Annotated in this window: 15 protein-coding genes; 6 read left to right on the plus strand and 9 right to left on the minus strand. The window is 71.8% G+C overall.

Going from position 1 to position 14,807, the window contains the following annotated elements; translation table 11 throughout:
- Nucleotides 1-64: 64 nt before the first annotated feature.
- Nucleotides 65-934, plus strand: a complete 870-nt coding sequence (locus N542_RS0105810) for a LysR family transcriptional regulator (protein ID WP_028643117.1) — start codon at nucleotides 65-67, stop codon at nucleotides 932-934.
- On the opposite strand, the gene N542_RS0105815 is transcribed toward N542_RS0105810, so the two are convergent.
- On the minus strand, nucleotides 919-2,100 hold the full coding sequence (locus N542_RS0105815) for a site-specific DNA-methyltransferase (RefSeq protein ID WP_028643118.1): 1,182 nt from the start codon (nucleotides 2,098-2,100) through the stop codon (nucleotides 919-921). The two genes, N542_RS0105810 and N542_RS0105815, sit on opposite strands and share 16 nt — an antisense overlap.
- Before the next feature lie 25 nt (nucleotides 2,101-2,125).
- The gene (locus N542_RS0105820; RefSeq protein WP_028643119.1) at nucleotides 2,126-2,566 is read right to left on the minus strand and encodes a hypothetical protein; all 441 of its coding nucleotides are present in this window, start codon (nucleotides 2,564-2,566) and stop codon (nucleotides 2,126-2,128) included.
- Nucleotides 2,567-2,617: 51 nt separating this feature from the next.
- Between N542_RS0105820 and N542_RS0105825 the strand changes: the two genes are divergently transcribed.
- Nucleotides 2,618-3,184 carry a mismatch-specific DNA-glycosylase gene (locus N542_RS0105825; RefSeq protein ID WP_028643120.1) on the plus strand — a complete coding sequence of 189 codons (567 nt, stop codon included), beginning with the start codon at nucleotides 2,618-2,620 and terminating at the stop codon, nucleotides 3,182-3,184.
- 95 nt (nucleotides 3,185-3,279) lie between these two features.
- On the opposite strand, the gene glgC is transcribed toward N542_RS0105825, so the two are convergent.
- Nucleotides 3,280-4,527, minus strand: coding sequence for a glucose-1-phosphate adenylyltransferase (gene glgC / locus N542_RS0105830; protein ID WP_028643121.1), 1,248 nt, complete (start codon nucleotides 4,525-4,527; stop codon nucleotides 3,280-3,282).
- A 37-nt stretch (nucleotides 4,528-4,564) separates the two neighbouring features.
- Between glgC and glgA the strand changes: the two genes are divergently transcribed.
- Nucleotides 4,565-5,752, plus strand: a complete 1,188-nt coding sequence (gene glgA / locus N542_RS0105835) for a glycogen synthase (protein ID WP_028643122.1) — start codon at nucleotides 4,565-4,567, stop codon at nucleotides 5,750-5,752.
- 80 nt (nucleotides 5,753-5,832) lie between these two features.
- On the opposite strand, the gene N542_RS23605 is transcribed toward glgA, so the two are convergent.
- Nucleotides 5,833-7,101 carry an MFS transporter gene (locus tag N542_RS23605; protein WP_197025869.1) on the minus strand — a complete coding sequence of 423 codons (1,269 nt, stop codon included), beginning with the start codon at nucleotides 7,099-7,101 and terminating at the stop codon, nucleotides 5,833-5,835.
- 29 nt (nucleotides 7,102-7,130) lie between these two features.
- Between N542_RS23605 and N542_RS0105845 the strand changes: the two genes are divergently transcribed.
- Nucleotides 7,131-7,799, plus strand: coding sequence for a hypothetical protein (locus N542_RS0105845; RefSeq protein WP_028643123.1), 669 nt, complete (start codon nucleotides 7,131-7,133; stop codon nucleotides 7,797-7,799).
- Here N542_RS0105845 and N542_RS0105850 read toward each other — a convergent pair.
- The 5 genes from N542_RS0105850 to N542_RS0105870 are packed head-to-tail and all read right to left on the minus strand — an operon-like array spanning nucleotide 7,784 to nucleotide 12,282.
- On the minus strand, nucleotides 7,784-8,164 hold the full coding sequence (locus tag N542_RS0105850) for a DUF427 domain-containing protein (RefSeq protein ID WP_028643124.1): 381 nt from the start codon (nucleotides 8,162-8,164) through the stop codon (nucleotides 7,784-7,786). The genes N542_RS0105845 and N542_RS0105850 overlap by 16 nt on opposite strands.
- 40 nt (nucleotides 8,165-8,204) lie before the next feature.
- Complete coding sequence (locus N542_RS0105855; protein ID WP_197025870.1) at nucleotides 8,205-9,092, minus strand: DUF1707 SHOCT-like domain-containing protein; 888 nt, start codon at nucleotides 9,090-9,092, stop codon at nucleotides 8,205-8,207.
- Nucleotides 9,093-9,121: 29 nt separating this feature from the next.
- Complete coding sequence (locus N542_RS0105860; protein ID WP_036506558.1) at nucleotides 9,122-10,480, minus strand: GntT/GntP/DsdX family permease; 1,359 nt, start codon at nucleotides 10,478-10,480, stop codon at nucleotides 9,122-9,124.
- Nucleotides 10,480-10,983 (minus strand): gluconokinase, encoded by a 504-nt coding sequence (locus N542_RS0105865; protein WP_028643127.1) that lies wholly within the window; start codon nucleotides 10,981-10,983, stop codon nucleotides 10,480-10,482. Before N542_RS0105865 ends, N542_RS0105860 begins: the two co-directional genes overlap by 1 nt.
- Nucleotides 10,984-10,992: 9 nt before the next feature.
- Entirely contained in the window at nucleotides 10,993-12,282 is a 1,290-nt protein-coding gene (locus tag N542_RS0105870; protein ID WP_155992864.1) for a hypothetical protein, read from the minus strand.
- A gap of 187 nt (nucleotides 12,283-12,469) precedes the next feature.
- On the opposite strand from N542_RS0105870, the gene N542_RS0105875 reads away from it, so the two are divergent.
- Together N542_RS0105875 and N542_RS0105880 are read left to right on the plus strand one after the other, a co-directional pair.
- Complete coding sequence (locus N542_RS0105875; protein WP_028643129.1) at nucleotides 12,470-13,645, plus strand: acyl-CoA dehydrogenase family protein; 1,176 nt, start codon at nucleotides 12,470-12,472, stop codon at nucleotides 13,643-13,645.
- A 9-nt stretch (nucleotides 13,646-13,654) separates the two neighbouring features.
- Nucleotides 13,655-14,797, plus strand: coding sequence for an acyl-CoA dehydrogenase family protein (locus N542_RS0105880; protein WP_028643130.1), 1,143 nt, complete (start codon nucleotides 13,655-13,657; stop codon nucleotides 14,795-14,797).
- Nucleotides 14,798-14,807: the final 10 nt, after the last annotated feature.

The raw sequence follows: 14,807 nt of genomic DNA on the forward strand, positions 1-14,807 counted from the left end.
TCGACCGTTCGCGTCCACGTGACTCTGCTGGACATACCGTTCAGCGACCGCGAACAATGGCTGGATGGACGTACGCCGCCTGCGGCTGCTGCTCGAGCTCTCCCGGCTCGGGTCGATGCACGAGGTCGCGGCCGAGCTGGGCACCACGACGTCGGCCGTCTCCCAGGGCATCGCCGCGCTGGCGAAGGAGGTCGGGACGCCGCTGCTCGAGCCCGACGGCCGCCGGGTGCGGCTCACCCCCGCCGGGCGACGGCTGGCCGAGCACGCGGTCACCATCCTCGCGTCGGTCGAGGCCGCACGCCTCGACCTCGATCCGGCGGCCGAGCCCGCCGGCGTGGTGCGGGTCGCCGGCTTCGCCAGCGCGGTCCGACGCTCGCTGCTGCCGGCGATGGACGACCTGGCGCGGACCCATCCGGCCGTCGAGGTGCGGGTGCACGAGCACGAGCCGCAGGAGGCCTTCGACCTGCTCGCCCGCGACGACATCGACCTGGCCCTGACCTACGACTACAACCTCGCCCCGCTGTCCTGGCGCAGCGACCACGAGGCGGTCGAGCTCTGGCACGTCGACTGGGGGCTGGGGGTGCCGGCGCGCGAGCGACCAGCCCCCTTCGCGTCGTACGCCGACCGCGACTGGGTCGTGAACTCCCGCAACACCGCCGACGAGGAGGTGCTGCGCACGCTCGCGTCGATGGCCGGCTTCAGCCCGCGCGTCGTGCACCGCATCGACGCGCTCGAGCTGGTCGACGACCTGATCGTCGCCGGGCGCGGTGTCGCGCTGCTGCCGCACGGACGGGCCTCGCGTCGCGGGGTCCGCGTCCTGCCGCTGACCGAGCCACGGGTCACGATGCGGGCGTACGCCGTGACGCGGCGCGGGCGCGAGCGCTGGCCGCCGCTGCGTGCGGTGCTCGACCGACTGGCCTACCGCTCCTCGTAGCCGCCGCCGACGGTGTCGGCGACGGCCTGGAGCCGCGCCCGGGTGATGTCCGCGACGCTCAGCAGGCCGGCGTTGCGGGCGTTGGAGCCCTCGCGGGTGGGCTCGGCGGAGTTGATGCTGACGCACCGGCGCGAGCCACCGTCGGCGGCGTTCTGGAGGGCGACCGCGTGCCCCGTCGTACCGCTGCCCGCGAAGAAGTCCACCACCAGCGCGTCGTCGGGCATGGTGCCGAGGATCCGGCGGACCAGGCCGGTCGGCTTCGGCGACTCGAAGACGTGGCCGACCAGCTCCTTGAGCTCGGCGACCGCGGTGTCGGTCGAGCCGACCTCCTCGGCGAGCCAGATGGTGCGCAGCTTCTTGCGGCGCCCGCCGGGGGTGTCGCGCAGCAGCCAGTCGCGCTGGTAGACGTCGACGCGGTCGCCGGTGCGGCCCTTGACCACGCGGCACACCAGGTCGTCGGGCCGCGCGTCGATCAGCGGCCGGCTCCACCGCCAGACCGCCGGCCGACCGTCTCCGAAGACGGGCTCGATCTCGACCGCGCCGTCGTACGGCGTCGTGCTGACCCGCCCGGTCGCCGGATCGCCCCACACCGAGAAGTGCAGGGTGCGCGCGGTGACCGGGTTGAACTTCTTGTTGGTGTTGCGCAGCGGCAGCAGCCGGTAGCGCCGACCGTCGGGCGTGGTGAGGTTGAAGTCGCGCTCGTCGACGCCGTCGGAGCTGCTCGCGTCGAGCACCGTACGACGAGCGTCCCGGGCGTAGACCAGGACGTACTCGTGGTTGGTGGCGAAACCGCGGCCGAGCTGACGGCCCTTGGGGTTGAGGTTGACCACGACCTGGGCGAGCAGGTTGTCCTCGCCGTACACGTCGTCCATCAGCAGCCGCAGGTAGGCGACCTCGTTGTCGTCGATGCTGACGCAGATGGCCCCGGTCTCCGCGAGGACCTCCCGCGCGGCGAGCAGCCGCGGGCGCATCATCGCCACCCAGGCCTGGTGCCGGCTGCGACGCGAGCCGTCCTCGCGGAAGTCGTCGACGTAGGCGAAGTCGTTGCCGGTGTTGTACGGCGGGTCGATGTAGACCAGGTCGACCGCGCGGCCCAGCAGCGCCGGGAGCGTGGGCAGCACGTCGAGGTTGTCGCCCTCGATGAAGACGTTCGCTGCCTCGCCCACGCGATCGAGCCTAGGGGAGGACGAGCTACGCCGGCAGCAGCACCAGCGCGACCGTGGTCACGGCGGCGAGGCACTCCTTGGTCGAGGGCGGCAGCTCGGCCCGCAGCGCCAGCTCGTCCCCCGAGCCGTCGGCCACCACCTCGGTGGGCACCTCGCAGCCGATGGAGACCACTGCGGCCGCCAGCTGCTGCCCCGCCGGCACGTCCGCCGCCGCGGCGGCGGCCACGACCTCCCGCTCGAGCTCGTCGCCACGGAACCCGGCCGCGTACCGACGTACGGCGGCAGGGTCCGGCAGCCGCGTCGGCGTGGTCGTGACGACTCCTCCCGCGGCCGTGGCCGACAGCAGCGCCACCTGGGTCAGGGTCGACGGGGTCGACGGGGCCGACTCCGGTGCGTCGGAAGCGGGCTCGGGGCCGCAACCGGCGACGGCGAGCAGGAGCAGCAGGGACCCGAGAGTGCGGCGCATGACACTGGGACGATATCCAGTGCGCGAGGGTTCCCGTGGCAGGCTGCGCGGGTGCCCCGCTTCACCCGCGCCGAGCTCGAGTCCTTCCGCGACGCCGAGGTGCCCGACCTGGTCGGCCCCGACCTGCGGCTGCTCTTCGTCGGGATCAACCCCGGGCTCTGGACCGCCGCGACCCGGACCCACTTCGCGCACCCGGGCAACCGCTTCTACCCCGCGCTGCTCGAGGCCGGCATCATCACCGAGCCGATCAGCCCGTCCGCCGGCATGACCGACAGCGACCGCGACCGGCTGCGCGCCCGGGGCATCGGCATCACCAACATCGTCCGCCGAGCCACCGCCCGGGCCGCCGAGCTCACTGACGACGAGCTCCGCGCCGGTGGGCTCCAGCTGGCCGAGACGGTGCGGCGTACGACGCCGCGCGTGGTCGCCATCGCCGGCATCACGGCGTACCGCACCGCCTTCGGCGCCCGCCAGGCGACGCCGGGCCGGCAGCCGGAGCCGTTCGAGGGCGCCGAGCTCTGGGTCGTGCCCAACCCGAGCGGCCTGAACGCGCACGAGACCGTTCACACGCTGGCGGTCGCGTACGGCGCGGCCGCCCGCGCGGCGGGGGTCATCTGAGGAGGGGTTGCGGTGGGAAACTCCGGGTTCTTGGACGAAGTTCTGTCGCGGAACCCGCAGTTTCACCGGCTAAGCGGTGAAACCTCCTCACCGACTCACGCAGGAAACGCCTGGTCCTTCCCCATCACGGTGAGCCCGTCCTCCACCACGAACCCGCGCGCCCGGTCGGCCTCGGGGTCGACGCCGACGCTCGCGCCGGCGGGGACGACCACGTTCTTGTCCAGGATCGCCCGGTGCACGACCGCGCCGGCGCCGATCTGGACGCCACTCATGAGCACGGATCCGACCACCTCGGCCCCGGGACCGACCCGCACGGCCGGCGACAGCACCGAGCTCTGCACGGTGCCCCCGGTCACCACGACGCCGGGCGAGAGCACGGCCTCGTCGACGAGGGCCTGCTCGCCTGCAGCGCCCTTGACCAGCTTGGCCGGCGGCTGCGGGCCGTAGAAGGTGTAGATCGGCCACTTGAAGTTGTAGAGGTTGAAGACCGGCAGCGGCGAGACGACGTCCATGTGGGCGTCGTAGAACGACGACAGCGTCCCGACGTCTCGCCAGTAGCCGCGGTCGCGGTCGGTCGAGCCGGGCACGTCGTTGTTGATGTAGTCGTAGACGGCTGCCTGCTGGCGGCGTACGAACGACGGCACGATGTCGCCGCCCATGTCGTGCTTGGAGCCGATCTCGGTCGCGTCGCGGGTGACCGCCTCGACCAGCGCGTCGGCGTCGAAGACATAGTTGCCCATCGACGCGAGCACCTCGCCGGGGCTGTCCGGCAGACCCACCGGGTTGGTCGGCTTCTCCAGGAAGTCGCGGATCTTGGACGGGTCGTCCGGGTGCACGTCGATCACGCCGAACTGGTCGGCCATCTCGATCGGCTGCCGGATCGCGGCGACCGTGCACGCCGCACCGCTGGCGACGTGGGCCTTCACCATCTGGTGGAAGTCCATCCGGTAGACGTGGTCGGCGCCCACGACCACGACGATGTCGGGCTTCTCGTCCTTGATCAGGTTGAGCGACTGGTAGATCGCGTCGGCGCTACCGAGGTACCAGTGCTTGCCGACCCGCTGCTGCGCCGGCACGGGCGTCACGTAGTTGCCGAGCATGGTCGACATCCGCCAGGTCTGCGTGACGTGACGGTCGAGGCTGTGCGACTTGTACTGCGTCAGCACGACCACCTGCAGGTATCCGCTGTTGACGACGTTGGACAGCGCGAAGTCGATCAGGCGGTAGATGCCGGCGAACGGCACCGCCGGCTTGGCTCGGTCCGCCGTCAGCGGCATCAGCCGCTTGCCCTCACCTCCCGCCAGCACGATCGCGAGGACCTTCTTCCGGGAGCTGAGTGCCATGGACCCAAGGTAGTCCGCGACGAGTAGGTTCGACATCGTGCGAGTAGACGTGCTGTCCCGTGAATATCCCCCCGAGGTGTACGGCGGCGCCGGCGTGCACGTTGCCGAGCTGGTCCGGGCGCTGCGCGCGCGGTCCGACGTGGAGGCCCGTGTCCACGCGTTCGGCGCCGTCCGCGACGAACCGCTCACCTCGTCGTACGCCGATCTCAGCGAGCTGTCGGGCGCCAACGCCGCGCTGCGCACGCTCGGCGTCGACCTGGCGATCGCCGACGGCTGCGCGGGCACCGAGCTGGTGCACTCGCACACCTGGTACGCCAACTTCGCCGGCCACCTCGCCTCGCTGCTGCACGGCGTCCCGCACGTCGTCTCCGCGCACTCCCTCGAGCCGCTGCGCCCGTGGAAGGCCGAGCAGCTCGGCGGCGGGTACGCGATCTCGTCGTACGTCGAGAAGACCTCGTACGAGGCCGCCGCGGCCGTGATCGCGGTGTCGGCCGCGATGCGCGACGACGTCCTGGCGTCGTACCCCTCGGTCGACCCGGCCCGGGTGCACGTGGTCCACAACGGCATCGACACGGCCGACTGGTCGCCGATCGTCGACCCCGACCGGGTCCGCGAGCTGGGCGTCGACCCGGACCGACCGTCGGTGGTGTTCGTCGGCCGGATCACCCGGCAGAAGGGCCTGCCGCTCTTCCTGCGCGCGTGCGCCGAGCTGCCGCCCGAGGTCCAGGTCGTGCTGTGCGCGGGCGCGCCGGACACCCCCGAGATCATGGCCGAGGTCGAGGGCCTGGTCGCGAGCCTCCGGGCCGGCCGGGACGGTGTCGTCTGGATCGCCGAGATGCTCCCTCGGCCCGACGTCGTGGCGCTGCTGACGGCCGCGACCGTCTTCGCGTGCCCCTCGATCTATGAGCCGCTCGGCATCGTCAACCTCGAGGCGATGGCCTGCGAGACCGCCGTCGTCGCGACCGCGACCGGCGGCATCCCGGAGGTCGTCGTCCACGGCGAGACCGGTCGGCTGGTGCCGATCCTGCAGGCCTCCGACGGCACCGGCACCCCCCTGGACCCGGACCAGTACGTCGCCGACTTCGCCGAGGCGCTGATCCAGGTTGTCTCGGACCCCGAGCGCGCCGCCGAGATGGGCCGGGCCGGGCGGTCGCGCGCCATCGCGTCGTTCAGCTGGGGCGCGATCGCCGAGCACACCGTGGACGTCTACCGCTCGGTGCTCTGACCCGCCGCCGCGGCGTACTCCTCAGGCACTTCACCAACTTCTCGGGCTCTGCACTGCCGTAGAAGTTCGGGGATACCCGGTTAACCGGGTATCCCCGGGGCAGCCCCACCCCGACCCAACCCCCACACCGCAGGCACCGCCACGACACACAGCGCGGCAGCGACCCCGAGCACGGTCATGCCCACCAGCGTCGCCTGCAGCCCGAACGCAGCACTCACCACGCCGGCGAGCACGTTGCCGAGGGGGATCATGCCGGCGCTGGTGAGGTAGTCGTAGCTCGACACCCGGGAGAGGGCCGCAGCCGGGATGTGCTCGCCCAGCGACGTCTCCCACAGCGTGAAGGCACCCGTCACGCACACGCCCGCCAGCAGCTCCAGCCCGCCGATCCCCCACGCCCCGAGGCCGCTGCCGATGAACGCCGCCTGGCACGAGGCCCCGACGAGCAGCACCGCGGCCACGCGCAGTGCGTACGCCGGCCGCCACCGCAGGAAGAGCAGGTCTCCCAGCACGCACCCGGTCCCGAAGAGCGCGGTGATGAGCGCCCACGACCGCGCGCCGTCCAGCTCCTGCTCCATCAGCACCGGCCCGATCACGAAGATCGCGGGCAGCACAATCACGTGGTACGCCGCGAACCCGCCCAGGAAGGCCAGCACCCACGACCGCGACCGCACTTCGCCCCAGCCCTCCCGCAGCGAGGTCCAGAAGTGGTCGGTGGTCGCGACCGGGTCCTCCGCCGACACGATCACGTCGACCACGACGGCGCGCATCGGCAGCAGCAGCACGATCGAGACCGCGAAGGTCGCCGCGTCGAAGAGCAGCGCCCCGCCCGGTCCACCCGCGAACGCGATCAGGACCCCCGCCACCACCGGCCCCACGATCGAGCCGACCGAGTACGACAGTCCGCGCAGCGCGTTGGCCGGCTGGATGTTGGTCGGGCGGACCGTCGTCGGCAGAAGGCCGCTGAAGGCCGGCGCGAAGAAGGCGTCGGCGGCGCCGTACGCCGCGGCCAGGACGACGAGGTGCGCGACGTGGGCGGTGTCGGTGAGCAGGAGGCTGGCGGCCACGACCTGGCTGACGAGTCGTACGGCGTCCGACGCGACCAGGATCCGCTTGCGGTCCCACCGGTCGGCCCACACGCCGGCCGGCAGCGCGAGCACCACGAAGGGCAGGAACTGCGCCGCCGACACCAGCGCCACCTCGGCGACGCCGCCGCCGATCGCGAGCACCGCGAACGGCAGCGCCACCATCGTGACCCGGTCGCCGAGGACGGAGAGCACCTGGCTGCCGAAGAGCAGCCGGTACTGCGGCTCGTCCCGCAGCACGGCGGGCAGCTGGATCCTCCTCGACACCGGAGCAGGATGCCCTACCGTGAGCGCTCGTGAGCAAGCTGATATTCGCCGTGTGGGGCGACGACCTCCCCGAGCGGCTGCGTGACGCCGACCTGCACGCCCGGCTGGCCGCGGTCGGCGTACGCCGTCTCCAGGTCAACGTCGAGGACCTCGACGTCGCCGGCGCGATGCGGATCAACCACCTCGACGACCCGATCGCTGGCTTCGTCACCGTCTGGGACGTCGAGGCGGAGCCGGTGGCCGCGGTGCTGCGGACCGCCGCCCGGGAGGTGCACGGCTACCGCGTGGACGAGCGCCGCCGGCTCGACCCTCCGGAGGCGTGGGACGGCAGCCGGGCCGACGCGCTCGCCAACATCGCCGTGCTGCGCCGCCCCGACGACCTCGACCAGGAGGAGTGGCTGCGCCGCTGGATGCTCGACCACACCGCGGTCGGGATCCGCACGCAGGCCACCTTCGGCTACCAGCAGAACATCGTGCTGGAGCCGCTCACCCCGGGTGCGCCGCGCGTGGACGGCATCGTCGAGGAGCTCTTCCCGAGCGCGGCGCTGACCGACATCCACGCCTTCTACGGCAGCGGCGGCGACGACGTCGAGCTGGGTCGCCGCATCGACGTGCTGATGAGCAGCGTCGCCCGCATCGGGGCGGACCGGCAGATCGACCTGGTGCCGACCAGCCGCTACCTCTACACGCTGGGGTAGACCCGCACGTCCACCACGGTCGGGTAGAACGCGACGTGACCGGCGATCGGCGCGACCGCGTCGTACGGCGTCTCGTAGGCCCACACCGCCTTGTCGTGGGTCTCGCCGTCGGCGACCAGGCTGTAGTACGACGCGTCGCCCTTGTAGGGGCAGTACGTCGCGTGGTCGGTGCGCTCCAGCACCGCCGGGTCGACGTCGGCCAGCGGCACGTACTGCGCGGCCGGATAGCTGGCCTCCTGCAGCGTGAGTGCGGACGTCGTGTCGGCGACGATCCGCTCCCCCAGCGTGACGACGACGCGGCCGGGGTTGGGGGTGACCGTGATGGGGTGACCGGCGTCGGGGACCAGGACCAGCTTCTCGCTCATACCCGGTCCAACACCGACGGCCCGAGCGGGATTCCGCCGGTCAGTGCTTCGTGGAGTCGTAGACGACCGTGCCGTCGCGGGTCGCGCCCAGGTACGCCGTCTCGCCGTACTCGTTGCTCGCGTAGGCCCACACCATCGCCCGGTCGGCGCTCGGCGCCCGCACGATGGTGTACCAGGTGCTCGGCTCGTCGACGAGCTGGCGCACCTGGTCGACGAGGTCCACGAGGACGGCCCCGTCGACGAGGGTCAGGTCGAAGCGCGGGTCCGACGACGTGCTCTTGCTGTTGTTGGCGCGCAGGTCGTCACCGTCCCAGTAGTACGACGACTCGCGGCTGCTCGTCGCGTCGACCGGGAGGGAGACCACGGCGTACGACGGGTAGAGCACCGCGTCGAACACCGAGGTGCTGCCGATCTCGTCCTCGACGGCGGCCACCAGGTCGTCGTACCCCTCGTCGGTGAGCACCTGCCCCGCGGGCTCCGCGACTGCGGTCTGGTCGTCGCTGCCGCCGCCCGCCACCGCGAGGAACACGCCGACGCTGGCGACTCCCACGACGAGCAGGACCACGACCAGCGGGATCACGTACAGCGCCTTCGACGGCCTCGCGGTCCCGGCCACCGAGCTCGTCGAGACGTCGGCCAGGCTGGTCGTGGCCGGCCCGTACGGCACCGGTGGCGGGGGTACGACGTCCACCGGCTGGACCGGCTCCTCCGGCTCGACCGGCACCGACTCGGTGCGGTAGGTCGGGGTCGTCGCCTGCAGTCCGCGGGTCAGCAGGTCGATCTCGGCGAGCGTGTGGGCGCGCTGCAGCTCCTGGACCCGCTTGTCGCGGTCGGCCTCGATGATCTGCCCGTCCGCCCAGGCCGCCTCCACGAGGCTGATCGCGGCGTCACGGTCCTGGTCACGGGCGCGCTGCTCGGGCGTGCTCACGAGCAGCACGCTAGCGGGGATCGGGCTCGCTAGATGAAGATCCCGAGGATCAGCACCACGACCAGGCCGGTCACCGAGAGCACGGTTTCCATCAGCGACCAGGTCTTGATCGTCTGCCCGACCGACATCCCGAAGTACTCCTTCACCAGCCAGAAGCCCGCGTCGTTGACGTGCGAGAAGAAGAGCGAGCCGGCGCCGACCGCCAGCACCACCAGCGACGTCTCTCCGGTCGAGAGCCCCTCCACCAGCCCGATCATGAGCGACGAGGCCGTGATCGTGGCGACGGTGGCCGAGCCGGTGGCGAGGCGGATCAGCACGGCGAGCACCCACGCGAGCAGCAGCACCGAGATGTTCGCGTCGCTCGCCCAGTCGGCGAGGCGGGTCCCGATGCCGGTGTCGACGAGCACCTGCTTGAAGCCACCGCCGGCCGAGACGATCAGCAGGATGCCGGCGATCGGCGGGAGCGCGTCCGAGACCGTGTCGGACAGCTTCTGCTTGTCCATCCCGACCCGGATGCCGAAGGTGTACATCGCGACCAGGACCGAGATCAGCAGCGCGACGAACGGGTTGCCGATCACGTCGGCCACCCGCTGGACCATGCGCTTCTCGTCGTCGACGACGATGTCGACGACCGCCTTGCCGAGCATCAGGACCACGGGGAGCAGGACGGTGGCCAGCGTGACGGCGAACGACGGGCGGGTCAGCGAGTCGTCGCGCTCCGGGGCGTCGAACCTGTCCGGCGCCTCGAGCGGGACCCAGCGACCCGCGACCGCACCGAAGAGCGGGCCGGCGACGATGATCGTCGGTACGGCGACCACCAGGCCGAGCGCCAGGGTGACGCCGAGGTCGGCGTGCAGGTACTGGATCGCGGTCACCGGGCCGGGGTGCGGCGGCACGAAGCCGTGCATCGCCGAGAGCCCGGCCAGGGCGGGGATGCCGACGGTGATCAGCGAGACCTGGGCGCGCTTGGAGACCAGGTAGATCACCGGCATCAGCAGGACGAGGCCGATCTCGAAGAACATCGGGAGGCCGATCAGCGCGCCGACCCCGGCCATGGCCCACGGCAGCATCCGTCCCGAGGCCCGACCCACGATCGTGTCGACGATCTGGTCGGCACCACCCGAGTCGGCGAGCAGCTTGGCGAACATCGCACCCAGCGCGATTAGCGCGCCGACGCCCGCGGCCGTGGTGCCGAAGCCCGTGGTGAACGAGGTCAGCACCTTGCTGACGTCCTCGCCCGCCACGATGCCGACGGTCAGACCGCCCAGGATCAGGGCGAGGAACGGGTGCAGCTTGAGCAGGGTGATCAGCACGACGATGAGCGCGATGCCCGCGAGGGCAGCGACGATGAGGTGGCCGCTGCCGGCCACCGGTTGCACGACGTCCATCAGCCCTGCTCGCTCTCACGTGTCATGTGGTCCACGTACCCCTGCACGATCTGGTCGACACTCTGGTCGACGTCGAGGACCAGCCCGTCCTCGTCCGGCTGCAGGGGCTCGAGCGCCGCGAACTGCGAGGTGAGCAGCGAGGCCGGCATGAAGTGACCGGGCCGGCTCGCCTGTCGGGCCGAGATCACGTCCCGGGTGCCCTCGAGCAGCAGGAACTGCACCTGCGGCGCATGGTGCCGGATCTGGTCGCGGTACTTCCGCTTCAGCGCCGAGCAGCTCATCACGCCGCCCTCGTCGTACACGGCCAGCCACTCCCCGACGAGCGCGAGCCACGGGAAGCGGTCCTCGTCGTTGAGCGCCTCACCACGGCTCATCTTGGCGATGTTCGCCGAGGGGTGCAGGTCGTCGGCGTCCGCGAACGGGACTCGCAACCGTTGCGCGATGGCCGCACCGACGGTCGACTTGCCCGATCCCGAGACACCCATCACTACGAGGGGTCGCATGGATCCAAACTATCCCGCGGGGGCGTCACCCGGGTCAGCGGCCGGAGGAGACTGGTCGTCGGCCGGCGGGTCCGTCGGGGCGTCCGCAGGCGGATCGGAGGGCTCCTCGGCCGGCGGGGGCGGCTCGCTCGCCGCCTCGGTCGGATCCGGGTCGGCGGTGGGCTCCGGGTCGGCGGTGGCCGGGGGCGCCTTCTCGGTGGCTGGGGGTGGCGGGGCGGGGTCCGAGGCGGCGTCGTCGGTGGCGGGAGTGGACGGTCCGTCGCTCGGGAGGTCCGTCGGCCGGTCGGACGGCTCGTCGCCGGGCTCGTCCGGGTCCGCGACGCGCACGGTGAACGCGTCGGACGCGCTGCCCTCGTAGCGGGCGCGGTCGAAGTACTTCCAGCGGTACTTGGTGGTCGTGCCGGGCTTCACGACGGCCGACACGTTCGGGCCCTCGTCGACGGCGACCGTCTCCCACGACCCGTCGTCCTGCTTCGCCTCGAGCACCACGCGCCCGGCGACAGCGCTCCCGGAGCCGTCGACGACCCGCCCGGTCAGCGTGACCTCGTCGCCCGGCGCGACCGGCTTGTCCGGACCGTCGATCGCCGTCGTCGTGCGATAGCCCTCGAAGTCGTACGTCGTCGTCGCCCCGGGGCGGCCGATCTGCCAGCCGTCGAGGTCGAACGCGTTGCCGTCGCAGCCGAACCCGACCGCGTAGAACCCGTAGCCGTCGCCGCCCATCGCCTTGACGAACGCCGGGACCCCCGAGGCGCTCACGGTGGCGACCGACTCGTGGGTGACCATGTCGTACTGGGTCCAGTCGTAGCCCAGGCCGGTGACCCCGACCGTGGTCCAGCTGCCGCTGGCCGGCGCGCCGACCACCGCGCGGCCGATCCACATCAGGTCGGTCCCGACGTCCTTCGGGGCCTGGAAGCCGGCGTACGCGACCCCGCTGGAGCCAGACAGGGTGTGGACCGAGACCCCGGCGACGGTCGTCGCGGTCATCGAGGAGACGTAGCTGACGAAGCCGGTCGCGCTGCCGGCGGACGGCGTGAAGGCCAGGCTGCGCTCGCCGAGCGCGCCGGCGCCCTGGGCGATCCCGATCATCGCCTGCGCGGAGCCCCCGCGCGCGAAGACGGAGTCACAGCCGACCTCGGCCAGCTGGGCCCGGCTGCCGGCGGGGAGCACCCCGCCGCGGACGACGATCGTGGCGTCGCCGGTCGCGGAGGCCCCCGGGAGCGTGCCGGCAGCGAGCGCTGCCAGCGTCGTCGCAACGACCGCTACTCCCCGACGCACTGCGCTCCCCCGTCCGCTGTCCATGTCGCTTCCTCGATCCGGTAACCAGGCTACGTCCGATCCAAGCATCCGGCCCGAGGGATGGTGAAACGTCCGGAAAACAGGGGATGACCTGCGGGCGGGCGAGCCCGGAATCCGAACCTACTGAGCGGTCGCTTCGTGCACGCGGCATGATGTGACTGTTCACCAGGAGCCACCAGGAGGTGCCCAGATGCAGTTGGCGCTGTCGGCAGAGGACGCCGAGTTCCGCGACCAGATGCGGGAGTTCTTCACCACGAAGATCCCGCAGGAGATCCGCGACGCCGTACGTGACCGGCGCGAGCTCGGCAAGGACGCGTTCGTCCAGAGCATGCAGATCCTGAACGAGGCGGGTCTCGCCGTCCCCAACTGGCCCGTCGAGTGGGGCGGCCAGGACTGGACCCCGCTGCGACGCCACATCTGGCACGAGGAGATGCAGCGCGCCTACGTCCCGACCCCGCTGGCGTTCAACGCCTCGATGATCGGGCCGGTGATCGCGCAGTTCGCCTCGCAGGAGATGAAGGAGCGCTTCCTGCCGAAGACCGCCAACCTCGACATCTGGTGGTCGCAGGGCTTCTCCGAGCCCGACGCCGGCTCCGACCTCGCGTCGCTGCGCACCAGCGCCGTGCGCGACGGTGACGAGTACGTCGTCAACGGGCAGAAGACCTGGACCACGCTGGGTCAGTACGGCGACTGGATCTTCACCCTGGTGCGCACCAACCCCGACGTGAAGAAGCAGGCCGGCATCTCGCTGCTGCTCATCGACATGACCTCCGAGGGCGTCGACGTGCGGCCGATCGAGCTCATCGACGGCGGCCACGAGGTCAACGAGGTCTGGTTCGACAACGTCCGCGTGCCCGTCGAGAACCTCGTCGGGGAGGAGAACCGCGCCTGGGACTACGCCAAGTTCCTGCTCGGCAACGAGCGGGTCGGCGTCGCCCCGGTGGGCGCCACCAAGAGCTCCCTCGCCCAGGCGAAGGAGTGGGCCGCCACCATCTCCGTCGGCGACGACAGGACGCTGCTCGACGACCCGCTGGTCTCGACCCGGATCGCCGAGCTCGAGAACGAGCTGCTCGCGCTCGAGCTCACCGCGCTGCGCGTGGTCGCCAACTCCGCCGACGGCAAGCCGCACCCGGCCTCGTCGGTGCTCAAGCTCCGCGGCACCGAGCTCCAGCAGGCGGTCACCGAGCTGATCGTCGACCTGGCCGGACCCGCCTCGGCCGCCAGCGGCGCCCGGGACGAGTCGGACCTGCCCTGGTGGGCCACGCACTCGGTGCCGGTCTACCTCAACTTCCGCAAGGCCTCGATCTACGGCGGCTCCAACGAGGTGCAGCGCCAGATCATCGCCCGCACGATCCTGGGACTCTGAGGAGGAGACATGGACTTCACCTATGACGACGAGCAGCAGGCGCTGCGCGAGGCTGTCCGCGGGCTGGTCGGCAAGGCCTACTCCGACTTCGAGAACCGGCGTCGCGCCGCCGCCGACGACCCCGGCTTCAGCGAGAAGGTCTGGACCCAGCTCGCCGAGATGGGCGTCCTCGGGCTGCCCTTCGACGAGGAGTACGGCGGGATGGGGGCCGGCGCGATCGAGGTCGGCATCGTCGCCCAGGAGCTGGGCCGGGTCGTCGCGCCCGAGCCCTTCCTGACCACGGTGGTGCTGGCCGGCGGGCTGATCGCCGCGGCCGGCTCGGAGGAGCAGAAGACCGAGCTGCTGGGCGCGCTGTCGTCCGGCGAGCTCGTCCCGGCCTTCGCCCACGCCGAGCCCGGCTCGCGCTGGCAGGCGACCGCGTCGGGCGTCACCGCGTCCGGCTCGGGCGACTCCTGGACGCTCTCCGGGGTCAAGGAGCCGGTCCCCAACGGCGCCCGCGCGGACCTGCTCGTGGTCTCCGCGGCGCTGCCCGACGGCGGCACCGGGCTCTTCGTGGTCGCCGGGGACGCCTCCGGGCTGACCCGCGAGGGCTACGCCACCCACGACGGCGGCCGGGCCGCGAAGGTGACGCTGGCCGACACCCCCGCCGCCCCGCTGGGCTCCGCCGAGGACCGGGCCGGCGTGATCGCCCGGGTGCTCGACATCGCCCGGATCACCGCGTGCAACGAGGCCATCGGGCTGATGGAGGTGGCACTGGAGAACACCACGGCGTACCTCAAGAGCCGCAAGCAGTTCGGCGTCACGCTCAACACGTTCCAGGCGCTGAACTTCCGCTCGGCCGACATGTACGTCTCGCTCGAGCTGGCTCGCAGCCTCGCCGTCTGGGCCTCGATGGTGCTGGCCGAGGGGTCGGGCGAGCAGGCCGCCGAGGCCGCCTCGCGGGCGTCGTTCGGCGTCAGCCGGGCCGGTCGTCACATCGGCCAGGAGGCGATCCAGCTGCACGGCGGCATCGGCATGACGGCGGAGTACAGCATCGGCACCTACACCAGCCGGCTGACCGCCCTCGACCACCTGCTCGGTGACGGCAACCACCATCTGGGGCTGCTCGCCGCGGGCATCGGTGGGTACGACGAGGTCGACCCGCTGCCGTAGTTCTCCACAG

It is taken from the genome of Nocardioides sp. URHA0020, assembly GCF_000620705.1.
Taxonomy (GTDB): Bacteria; Actinomycetota; Actinomycetes; order Propionibacteriales; family Nocardioidaceae; genus Nocardioides.

Bases quoted from the DNA above. Each gene is read 5' to 3' on its own strand.
- N542_RS0105810 (WP_028643117.1), top strand. From the start codon at position 65: ATGGACGTACGCCGCCTGCGGCTGCTGCTCGAGCTCTCCCGGCTCGGG.
- N542_RS0105820 (WP_028643119.1), bottom strand. From the start codon at position 2,566: ATGCGCCGCACTCTCGGGTCCCTGCTGCTCCTGCTCGCCGTCGCCGGT.
- glgC (WP_028643121.1), bottom strand. From the start codon at position 4,527: ATGGCACTCAGCTCCCGGAAGAAGGTCCTCGCGATCGTGCTGGCGGGA.
- N542_RS0105850 (WP_028643124.1), bottom strand. From the start codon at position 8,164: ATGAGCGAGAAGCTGGTCCTGGTCCCCGACGCCGGTCACCCCATCACG.
- N542_RS0105860 (WP_036506558.1), bottom strand. From the start codon at position 10,480: ATGGACGTCGTGCAACCGGTGGCCGGCAGCGGCCACCTCATCGTCGCT.
- N542_RS0105865 (WP_028643127.1), bottom strand. From the start codon at position 10,983: ATGCGACCCCTCGTAGTGATGGGTGTCTCGGGATCGGGCAAGTCGACC.
- N542_RS0105870 (WP_155992864.1), bottom strand. From the start codon at position 12,282: ATGGACAGCGGACGGGGGAGCGCAGTGCGTCGGGGAGTAGCGGTCGTT.
- N542_RS0105875 (WP_028643129.1), top strand. From the start codon at position 12,470: ATGCAGTTGGCGCTGTCGGCAGAGGACGCCGAGTTCCGCGACCAGATG.
- N542_RS0105880 (WP_028643130.1), top strand. From the start codon at position 13,655: ATGGACTTCACCTATGACGACGAGCAGCAGGCGCTGCGCGAGGCTGTC.